This window comes from Streptomyces sp. NPDC091280, from assembly GCF_044768565.1.
Classification (GTDB): Bacteria; Actinomycetota; Actinomycetes; order Streptomycetales; family Streptomycetaceae; genus Streptomyces.
In genome coordinates this window covers 87,278-97,198 of record NZ_JBIVUZ010000026.1, presented here as the reverse complement: position 1 = coordinate 97,198, position 9,921 = coordinate 87,278, and the positions used below count along the sequence as shown (strand labels likewise).

Below are 9,921 nucleotides of genomic sequence, written 5' to 3'. Positions count from 1 at the left end.
GCGCGCGGTCTGCTCCGCAGACACGACGCGGTGTCGCTACGCGACACTCACCGCACTCCGTGCGGAAGACCGGAACTCCGTTCCGGTCACCGGCTCGCTCCGCGATCCGGCAACGGGACCGGCCTCCGGCCGGCCCCGGTCAGGCGGGTGTGCTCCGCGCCCCTGCCTGGAAAAGCGGCTGGCTAGAGGACGGGGCACGGTTGGTGCCGGTCGAGGGTGGGATCCACCTCGGGGTGTCACCCCGGAAGGAAGTGTGCCCTTGGGTCGGTCGCGGTCGGAGGCTTCCGGCCACTTTCGAAGAAACGACGTGCGTCACTTCAGTTAGTGGCTAGACTTTGGGATGACAGCTCACCACCTCTCCGCTAGAGCGAATCCTGAATGGGTCCCACTTTCAGAACTCTGCGAGGTGAGTGAATTCGTCACTTTAGAGCCCGGATGAAATCTGGGCTGGAGGCTTATTGCCTCTCCGGTCATTCGAGAATGCGAGGTCTCATGGCTCAGATTGAATTGCGTCCGCATCAGGCCGAGGCGGTCGATAACGTCGTCCGCATTCTCGGCACACCGGCCGGTGGTCATATGCCTCCTGATGGTTTGAGGACGCAGGTAATCGCCGCTACGGGCTCCGGGAAAACTCTGATCGGCGCGGAGTCCGCGCACCGGCTTTCCACCCGCCGTGTGCTGGTCCTGGTGCCGACCCTGGATCTACTGACGCAGATGGCCGGCGCGTGGCGGCGGGCGGGCCGTTCGGGCGCGATGGTCGGGGTGTGCTCGCTGCGGGCGGAGGAGAGCCAGGGCCTGCCATGCACGACGGACCCGGACGAACTCGTGTCCTGGCTGGCCGGTCTGGAGACGGTCACCGTGTTCGCGACGTACGCGTCGGTCGGGCTCGGCATCCTCCAGCGCGCGCACGCCGCGGGGTTGGGGGTGTGGAGCCTGATGGTCGTGGATGAGGCCCACCGCACCAGTGGTGACGGGTTGAAGCCGTGGGCGGCCGTACACGACCAGGCGCAGCTCCCTGCCGAGCGCCGGCTGTACATGACGGCCACAGCACGGGTGTGGGAGGCGGAGGGCGAGAAGCCCCGTCTGGTGGCGTCCATGGAGGACGGCTCGCCGGTCTTCGGACCGGTGGCGTACAAGCTGACCCTGTCCGAGGCGATCGGGCGGGGCATCGTCGCCCCGTACCAGGTGCTGTGTCTGGACATCCGCGACCCTGACCTCTACGCGGCGTTGACCAGTGAGGACACCGGTTCTGACGCGGTGCGTGGGGCGCGGTTGGCGGCCGTGCAGACCGGGTTGATGCGGGCCGCGTCGGAGGAGGGGTTCCGGCGGGTGCTGTCGTTCCACAGCCGGGTGAGTGAGGCGGAGGCGATGGCGGTCTCGGTGCCGGCGGTCGCGGCGCAGCTGGCGAACGGCGACCCCGGTACGTACCCGGACGCGGGGCAGGTGTGGGCGGATTGGCTGTATGGCGAGCACTCCCCCGGCCATCGCCAGGCCGTGCTGAATGAGTTCGCTTCCGATTTCCTCGGTGGGCCCGAATTCGAGGGCTGTGATGTGCGTGCAGAGTTGCGGGTGCTTTCCTCTGTTCGTGTTCTCGGGGAAGGTGTCGATACCGCTGAATGTGATGCGGTGCTTTTCTCTGACGCGCGCGGTTCGATGGTCGACATCGTGCAGATGGTCGGGCGCGCTCTGCGGCTTCGGCCGGATCAGGGAAAGTTCGCCAATCTGATCGTCCCGGTCTTCCTCGGACCCGGTGAAGATCCCAACGAATTGCTCACCTCGGATGCCTACAACACCCTGAGCAAGATCTTGTCTGCTCTCCGGGCGCACGATGCGGAGACGATCGAGGCCCTTGCGGACCCCCGTCTGCGCAACAGCCGCCCGGCTGTCGACGGCGAGGTCGACGTCCTGTCGGAGGGCGACGGGGAGGACGTCGACGGCGGGGAGGAGGGGGAGCGCGAAGCGGTGCGGGTGTCGGAGCGGGCCGCGTCGGTGCTCAAGTTCAGCGAGGAACGCGACCCGGCCGCGCTCACCCAGTTCGTGCAGCTGCGCGTCATCGACCCGGAGGGCGCCTACTGGCGGCGCGGCATCGAGGCCGCCACCAGGTGGCTGCGCGAAACCGGCAACGACGAGCTGCGGGTGCCGTTCACGTACGTCACCCCGGACGACTGGTCGTCGGTCGGGGCGCATCCGCTGGGGGTGTGGATCGCGGACCAGCGGCGGTACTACGCGGCCGGGGCGCTGGAGAACACGCGGGTGGCAGAACTGGAGAAGCTCGGCATGGTCTGGTCGGTCCACGCTTCCGCGTGGGACGCCGGCCTCGCCGTCGCCCACTCCTACGCCGACGTCCACGGGCACCTGCTCCCACCGGCTTCCACGGTGTGGGGTGACGGCTACCCCATCGGGACCTTCCTGAAGAACGCCCGCGCCGGGGCCCGTAAGGCAGCCGAGAATGCCGCACGACGCGCGGCGGGGGAAACGGGTGTCCCGTACGCCGGAGAGCTGTCACAGGCCCGTCAGGACGCGCTGGCGGAGGTGGACCCGGGATGGTGCCCGGCGTGGGAGATCGGGTGGCAGCGCAGCTACCGGCTCGCCCTCGCCCACGTCCGCGCTGGCGGGGCACTCCCGGCCGGGCCGGGCGAACTCGTCGTCCAAGGCGAAGACCTCGGAGTATGGGCGGCCGGGCAGCAGGCCGGATGGGACCGCCTGGTACCCGCACAGCAGTACCTCCTGGAAACGCTCGGCATCGAGCCCACAGCCGACGGGGAGAGTGCGGGAGCAGCGGCGCCGGTTGCCCGGTCGCAGGACGCCCGGTGGGCCGCCAACCTCGCGGCGGCACGGCAGTTCCACGCTCGCGAAGGCCACCTGCGGGCCGGGCGCAAACACATCGAGGTCGTCGACGGGGAGCCGTACCGGCTCGGGGCCTTCCTCGACAACACCCGCCGCAGGGCCGCGAAGCTGAGCACGGAACGGCGCGCACAACTCACCGCACTCGGACTCAAATGGGCCTAGCACGTTGGCGCAACCGAGGACTGGGCAGCGGTGATCTTGTTCGGCTGCGCTGCTGTCGTAGGGGGGAACCGACTCGCCACTGCCCTCTCGCTTTGTGACCACGACGCCACAATCTCTTTACACCCTCCTGACTGGGTAAGCAGTTCGTACAGCTAGGAACGCCACCCCGAATCTGACGACCATCCGGTAGGTCGCACAGTGGTAGTAAGTCACGCACTAACTGGTGCCGATCCGTGCCAGCAGATCCACGATCCGCGACTGGACCTCCGTACTCGTCGACCGCTCCGCGAGGAAGAGCACGGTCTCCCCCGAGGCGAGCCGGGGCAGATCGGCCTGGTCCACCGCGGCCGTGTACACGACGAGCGGGGTGCGGTTGAGCTGCCCGTTCGCGCGCAGCCAGTCGACGATCCCGGCCCGCCGCTTGTGCACCTGGAGCAGATCCATCACCACCAGGTTCGGCCTCAACTGCCCTGCCAGCGTGACCGCGTCGGCGTCACTCGCGGCCCGGGCCACCTGCATCCCGCGCCGCTCCAGCGTCGCCGTCAGCGCCAGCGCGATCTCCGCGTGCTCCTCGATCAGCAGCACGCGCGGCGGATGGCGCTCGCTGTCCCGCGGCGCGAGCGCCTTCAGCAGCACGGCGGGATCGGCACCGTAGGCCGCCTCGCGCGTCGCCTGCCCGAGCCCGGCGGTCACGAGCACCGGCATCTCGGCCGCGACCGCCGCCTGCCGCAACGACTGCAACGCCGTCCGCGTGATCGGCCCGGCCAGCGGGTCCACGAACAGCGCCGCCGGGAACGCGGCGATCTGCGCGTCGACCTCCTCGCGCGAGTGCACGATCACGGGCCGGTACCCGCGGTCGCTCAGCGCCTGCGTGGTCGTCACGTCCAGCGCGGGCCACACGAGCAGCCGGCGTAGGTCGTCCAGCGGTTCCAGCGACGGCTTGTCGTCCATCGGTTGCAGCCATGGGAGGTCGGCGGCTTTGGTGGACCTGCCTAGCCTGTCCACCGGCTTCGGGCCCTCGGCGGCGTTCTTGTCAGGCTTTCGTGGAGCTGGCGGGACTGAGGGCTGGTCACGTTGCCAGAGTGGCCGTACGGTCGCGCTGAGGTTCTGTGACGGTCGAGAGGGCTTGAGGGCTGTCTGCGGGTTCTTTGGCTGGATCGTTTTGCTGTGGATGGCAGGCGGTGCTGGCTGGTCCTGCGGGTGCGTAGGTAGCGCGTGCTGCGGTGTAGTTGTGGGTGTCTTCGTCAGGCGTCTGTGTTTGTGCGGGGTAGCGCGAACGGGAAGAGCCAGTACGAACGTTGTCTCGGGAGTCGAGTTGTTTGTTCTGCATCGCGTGAAGGTTCCACCGTGGAGCCGGGCGATGCCGTCCAGGATGGGCTGGTGGGGCAACTGGCCGCATTCGTATGTGCTGTGGACTTCCATGCGGACTGTCAGTGCTTGTTGAACGGCCGTGATCTTGATTGTGGGTTCCGGTCTGGTACCAGTGGTGGTCTGGTTGCCGGCTTCGCTGGCCAGGTCGCCTAGAACGTAGGCCAGAGCCCGGGAGAGGCGTGGGGCGTCGGCCCGCATCGGGATGAGTGGAAATTCCTTTGTGATCTTGAGGTTTTGGTGCCACCTGTGGTTCAGGGCGTTGCGGATGATGTCGTCGAGTGAGGTCAGTTCGTATCGTGCGGTGTTCAGGGGTTCGCTTGGAAGGTCTTTGAGGTCGGCTAGCAGGCGAGCGTGGGCTGCAGTGGTCTTGGCGTGTTGCGTGGTTAGGGTGTCGTGAGGGCGCTGGTCGGTGAACGACATGATTAACCCGGTGATACGACCGCCGTCGTGATGGGCATGCAAGGGCGTAAGGGTCAGGTCTACGGGTACTTCGGCGCCCGTACTGGCTCGCAGTATCTGTCTGCGAACCTTGCACTGGCGTTCGATACGCGTAGTACTCTTGAGTGGCGACTGGCCATAAGGAAAAAGGACGCTCTGCTCGCGGCCTTGGAGGTCTCCCACCTGGTAGTTCAGGATCTGAGCAGCGGCCGGATTGACGAGCACGATCCTCCCGTCGGTGTCTATCTCGACTATTCCCTCGGTGGCCCCCTGGAGGATCGCTTGGGTCCGGCGTTGCCAGTGGGTGGAATCGGCTTCGGCGTCCGCGGTGATGGACAGGTCACGGATGACGAGAAGGAGCAGGCTCTCGGCGGTGTCCTCATCTGTGCTGCCGAACTTCTGTCCGTTCTCCAGGTAGGCGCTAGTTACTTCAACCGGGAAGGTTCTGCCATTCATATGGCTTGCGATTGTTCGAACCGGTATAGGTCGTTCGCGCGGGTCGAGGTTGCCGGTCTGCCTTTTTGAGCCACTGGTAAGACCCGGGCCGAACTGCGGCAGCAGAGTTGACAGCTTGCCGCCTCTGACCGTCGCGTCCGGCACCGCAAACATCTTCACGGCTCTGGCACTCGCGCTGACGATCGTCCCTTGGATGTTGACGATCACCATCGCGTCGGGCATTGCGTCAAGCAGAGGACCCTGAAGCAAGTGCGGTTCGATTGCGGGCGGATCGATGAGTGCTGCTATCTGGGCCTGCGATGCAGGCTCCAGCGGGTCAGGCCACTTCTGCGGGTCCGGGCTTCGGCCATGGTGCGCGCACCAGAGTTGGGCCAGCTCTTTCAGTACATCTGCCTCCGTTTCACCTGCCTGCACGCAGTGCTTGCCGATCAGTGCAGCAAGCCGCCAGTCCGGCCCGCTCTTGCAACGGCCACCCAGCTGTTTATAGAGAGTCTGCTTGGGATCTCCCGGCACACCAGAACTCTTAGCATGCGTGATTCTCTTCAGCCCTTCACCGTCTTCATTTTTCAAATGCTTAATGAACTCGGCCCTATTATGGTGAGACTTTTTAATTCTCTCCTCGAGTGCAAACATGAGCGCCAACAGGGGTCGACTCTGAAAATTAGCCCGAATCCTTTCATTGGATTTCTCCACATTCTTTCTTCTCTTTTCGGGCAGCAGCTGAATCCATTGCGGATCTCTCCGGCTCCGCATGAATTCCCATAGACAGCTGTCCCTTCCCGGCGGTTCTCCCTCTTTCCGTTTACCAGGTTGTATCGGGTTGTTGTCATCGGTAATGATCATTGCCCCACAGCCAGCTCAAAAACCCCTCCGCGCGAGCGCCCTTCAGCAACAACACGCCTTTGTTTTCCAACCTAGCTGACCTGCTTGTTGCATCATTGTTGTACTGGACGAGTGATCAGTCCATGCGCTGAGATAGTCATCGTCAGTCGCCACCAAGCTTCGTGATGGCACGGGAGCGAAACAGCTCTGCCGGACTCGAACGCAACACGTAGCGCACCTTTCCAGCTTCATGTGACCGCGAAAGGCCCGTCCGGTGAACTCTTCTCAATTCCAGCAAGCACCCGCACGCACAACCAAGGTTATGGCCGTAGTCATCGCGCTCATGGCCGGAATCATCGCCGCTCTGGTTGCCGGAATCGTCGGTGTCGTACTGGGAATCGGTATCGTCATCGTCCTCGGCTGGAGCGGGGCAAGCTTCATTACTGTGACCGGCCTCGCGCTGGTCATCCAGCAGGCTCTGGGACTGCTATAAACCGCTGCCCGGCGGCGAAAACTGGCTGGTGTCGCACTCCAGAAATCCTGAGGGTTAGTTCTACTCAGGTCTCTAGCTCGTGGTTTCGACTTGAGCGAGGTAGCAGGCGAGAGATTCGAGGATTCCGTCGGCCGGCTTAATCCAGGTGAAGGTGCGCAGGTTCTTGTCGCAAGTGTCGATTCATGCGGTGATGTCGTCCTCCAGCTCCTTTACGGAAGTGCGGACGCCGCGGCCGCCACCCAACCTGACGCCGACCAGGTCGCCGGAGAGACCGCCGCCGTTGACCTGGTCCTCGCCTACCTCGCCGGGACGGTACCGGCCGCGCCGGCGCTCTCCCCGCTCGCCGCCGACTACATAGAGCAGCAGGCCTCCGGACTGCTGTCTGGCGCGGTGATGCTCAACCCCGACTTCGCTTTGAACCGGCGGGCGGTGATGCCGCCCGCCGGGCTCGTGTGGCTGGAGAGCGTGGCCATGACCGAGCCGGTCGCGGCCACGGTCCGCGCGCTCGCCGGGGACGGCAGCGACCGGTTCTCCTTTCTGTCCAAGAAAGAGCGGGTGATGGCCCTGGCCGTCTCCACTGCCGCCCGCCTCATCGCGCTCTACGAACCAGCCGAGACCATGCGTCGGCTGCACGAGGTGCGCGAGGTCGTCTCCGGGCCCTGAGTTCGATGCGGTGGCGCACGGGAACCAGGCGACGGTTGCTGAGCGTAAATCAGGCAAAGGCACTGTGTACGTGCTGGTGGGTCGCTACGGTCTCAGACCGACCGGCGTACACCGCGCGACACCATAGGGGGACCGGATGCTGGCTGAGGCGATGACGGTACTGGCGGCGGCTGGGGGCAGCGCGGTGGTGCAGGCTGCGGGCACGGACGCCTGGGAGGGACTGCGGAGTCGGCTGGCGCGGTGGTTCGGCCGCGGGGACGCGGCCCGCGAGCGCGGGGAGCTGGAGCGGCTGGAGCGCAGTGCCGCCGAGCTCGAAGCGGCCGACTCCGGTTCTGTCGAGCGTGTCAGGACGCGGCAGGAGGCGGTGTGGGCCACCCGTATCGAGAGCCTGCTGGAAGATCTCGACGATGACGAGCAGCGGGCGCAGGCTGCCGATCAGCTGCGGCAGCTGCTGGAGGAAGCCGCCCCCTCATCGGCCGGCGGGTCGGGGCTGGTGGCCGGCAACACCTTCAACGGGCCGACCGCTTTCCAGGCCGGCAGCAACAACCGGCAGGACGTCCGCTTCGGCCCCCAGCCGTGACCACCCCCGGCGGCGCCCCGGCGGGCGACGGCGGCGGCGTGCGGGACAACACCTTCAACGGGCCCGCCGCGGTCCTCGCGGGCGATCACGGTGTTCAGAACATTCAGTTCGTCTACCAGTGGAAGCCCGCGTACCGGATCGAGGGCTTTCCCGTCGCGCCGCGGCAGGTGTCTTCGCGGGTGCTGGCGCAGCAGCCGTCGCGGCTGCTGCGGGCGGTCCACCAGGTGGTGCCCTTCACCGGCCGCCGCCACGATCTCGACGAGCTGGCCCGCTGGCGTGACGATCCGGACTCACGGCTCGCGGTCCGGCTGGTGCACGGGCCCGGCGGGCAGGGCAAGACCCGCCTGGCCGCCCGCTTCGCCGACCTGAGCCGCGAGGCGGGATGGACGGTGTGGCAGGCGGCAGTCAACGAAACCGGCGCCGACCCCATCACCACCAGCCCGGCCCCCGAAACCGCAATCGGCATCCTGCTGGTGGTCGACTACGCCGAACGCTGGCCCACCCCCGACCTGCGCCGGCTCCTGCAAGAACCGCTCCTGCACCACACTCAGGCCCCGGTGCGGATCCTGCTGCTGTCCCGCCCGGCCGGCATCTGGTGGGAGAGCCTGGAAACCTGGATCGGCGACACCCTCGACGCCCCCGCCGAACTCCATCCCCTGCCGGCACTGGCTGACGCCCCCTCGGAGCGCGCCGCCCTGTTCCACCAGGCCTGCGCCCACTTCGCCGGCCACCTCAACGGCCGGCCCTCCGAGCAGACCAGCCGTATCGGGGCGCCTCCGGACCTGGACACCGACGAGGACTACGCCCAGATCCTGACCATCCACATCGCCGCCCTGGCCGCCGTCGACGCCCACCTGCACCACGAGAACGCCCCCGCCGACCCGGCCCGCGCCTCCGCCTACCTCCTCAGGCGCGAACGCGCGCACTGGAGTGCCCTGCACCAGCGCGGACCGGATCCGCTGTCGACCACCCCGGAGGCGATGGGCCGCACCGTGCTCACCGCCACCCTCACCCGGCCCCTGGCCCGCGCCCACGGCCAGGAGGCCCTTGGCCGGATCGGGCTCGCCGACACCACCGCCGCCGTCAACACCATCTTGGACGACCACCGCTACTGCTACCCGCCGCCCCAGGCCGATCCGGCCCGCACGGTCACCGTGCTGGAACCCCTCTACCCCGACCGCCTCGGCGAGGACTTCCTCGCCCTGACCACCCCCGCCAGCCCCGACCACCCCGACACTCCCCACCCGGTACCCGGGGCCGTCACCGACGACTGGGCCCACCATGCCGCCCAACGCCTCATCCTCGACCCCACCGACACCAGCACAGTTGCGCCATGGACCCGCGACGCCCTGACCGTGCTGATCGAAACCGCACACCGCTGGCCCCACATCGCCACCGGCCAGCTCTACCCCCTACTCAAAAACCACCCACAACTCGCCCTGCACGCCGGCAGTACCGCCCTCGCCGCGCTGGCCGGCCTCGACAACCTCGACCTCACCGTCCTGGAAGCCATCGAACCCCACCTCCCCAAAAGCCGGCACACCGACCTCGACGTCGGCATCGCCGCCATCACCGCACGCCTCACCCACCACCGCCTGGCCACCACCAACGCCCCCATCACGCATGCCCGCATCCACGAGACCCTCGCGGTGCGCCAGGCCTACGCCGGACTCCACGACGAAGCCCTCACCACCGGCCAAGACGCCCTGCAAGTTTGGCGCGACCTCACCCACACCAACCCCGCCTACAACCCCAACCTTGCACGCTCGCTGTCCAACCTCGGGGCCTTCCTATCGGCGGTGGGGCGACTGGACGAAGCCCTGACCGCCACCCAAGAGGCAGTGGAGATCAGCCGCCGGCTGGCAGCGAGCAACCCGGCCGCCCACGAACCCGACCTCGCCGCCTCGCTGACCAACCTCGGGGCCTTCCTATCGGCGGTGGGGCGACTGGACGAAGCCCTGACCACCACCCAAGAGGCAGTGGAGATCAGCCGCCGGCTGGCAGCGAGCAACCCGGCCACCCACGAACCCGACCTCGCACACATCCTGACCAACCTCGGCGACCGGCTGTCGGAAGTGAGGCGACGGGG

Annotated in this window: 5 protein-coding genes and 2 pseudogenes; 5 read left to right on the top strand and 2 right to left on the bottom strand. The window is 67.1% G+C overall.

The genetic code is table 11. From position 1 onward, the window contains the following. The first annotated feature begins 492 nt into the window (after positions 1 to 492). Entirely contained in the window at positions 493 to 3,009 is a 2,517-nt protein-coding gene (locus ACIQPR_RS47635) for a Helicase associated domain protein (protein WP_403663572.1), read from the top strand. A 216-nt stretch (positions 3,010 to 3,225) separates the two neighbouring features. On the opposite strand, the pseudogene ACIQPR_RS47630 reads toward ACIQPR_RS47635, so the two are convergent. Together ACIQPR_RS47630 and ACIQPR_RS47625 are read right to left on the bottom strand one after the other, a co-directional pair. Continuing rightward, a pseudogene (locus ACIQPR_RS47630) lies at positions 3,226 to 4,053 on the bottom strand (response regulator); the annotation flags it as partial. Between the two features lie 741 nt (positions 4,054 to 4,794). Further along, a pseudogene (locus ACIQPR_RS47625) lies at positions 4,795 to 5,496 on the bottom strand (PAS domain-containing protein); the annotation flags it as partial. A gap of 922 nt (positions 5,497 to 6,418) precedes the next feature. On the opposite strand from ACIQPR_RS47625, the gene ACIQPR_RS47620 reads away from it, so the two are divergent. The 4 genes from ACIQPR_RS47620 to ACIQPR_RS47605 form a co-directional block, all read left to right on the top strand. After that, positions 6,419 to 6,589: a hypothetical protein gene (locus tag ACIQPR_RS47620; RefSeq protein WP_403663569.1), complete on the top strand. Its 171-nt coding sequence runs from the start codon at positions 6,419 to 6,421 to the stop codon at positions 6,587 to 6,589. 90 nt (positions 6,590 to 6,679) lie between these two features. After that, a complete protein-coding gene (locus ACIQPR_RS47615) occupies positions 6,680 to 7,252 on the top strand; it encodes a hypothetical protein (protein ID WP_403663566.1) in 573 nt (190 codons plus the stop codon). A gap of 136 nt (positions 7,253 to 7,388) precedes the next feature. Beyond that, positions 7,389 to 7,832, top strand: coding sequence for a hypothetical protein (locus ACIQPR_RS47610; protein WP_403663563.1), 444 nt, complete (start codon positions 7,389 to 7,391; stop codon positions 7,830 to 7,832). Beyond that, a partial coding sequence (locus ACIQPR_RS47605) for a tetratricopeptide repeat protein (RefSeq protein ID WP_403663560.1) occupies positions 7,829 to 9,921 on the top strand: 2,093 nt, incomplete at its 3' end. The genes ACIQPR_RS47610 and ACIQPR_RS47605, both read left to right, overlap by 4 nt.

Excerpts from the sequence above, each read along its gene's own strand:
- ACIQPR_RS47635 (WP_403663572.1), top strand. The coding sequence starts at position 493 with ATGGCTCAGATTGAATTGCGTCCGCATCAGGCCGAGGCGGTCGATAAC.
- ACIQPR_RS47620 (WP_403663569.1), top strand. The coding sequence starts at position 6,419 with ATGGCCGTAGTCATCGCGCTCATGGCCGGAATCATCGCCGCTCTGGTT.
- ACIQPR_RS47610 (WP_403663563.1), top strand. The coding sequence starts at position 7,389 with ATGCTGGCTGAGGCGATGACGGTACTGGCGGCGGCTGGGGGCAGCGCG.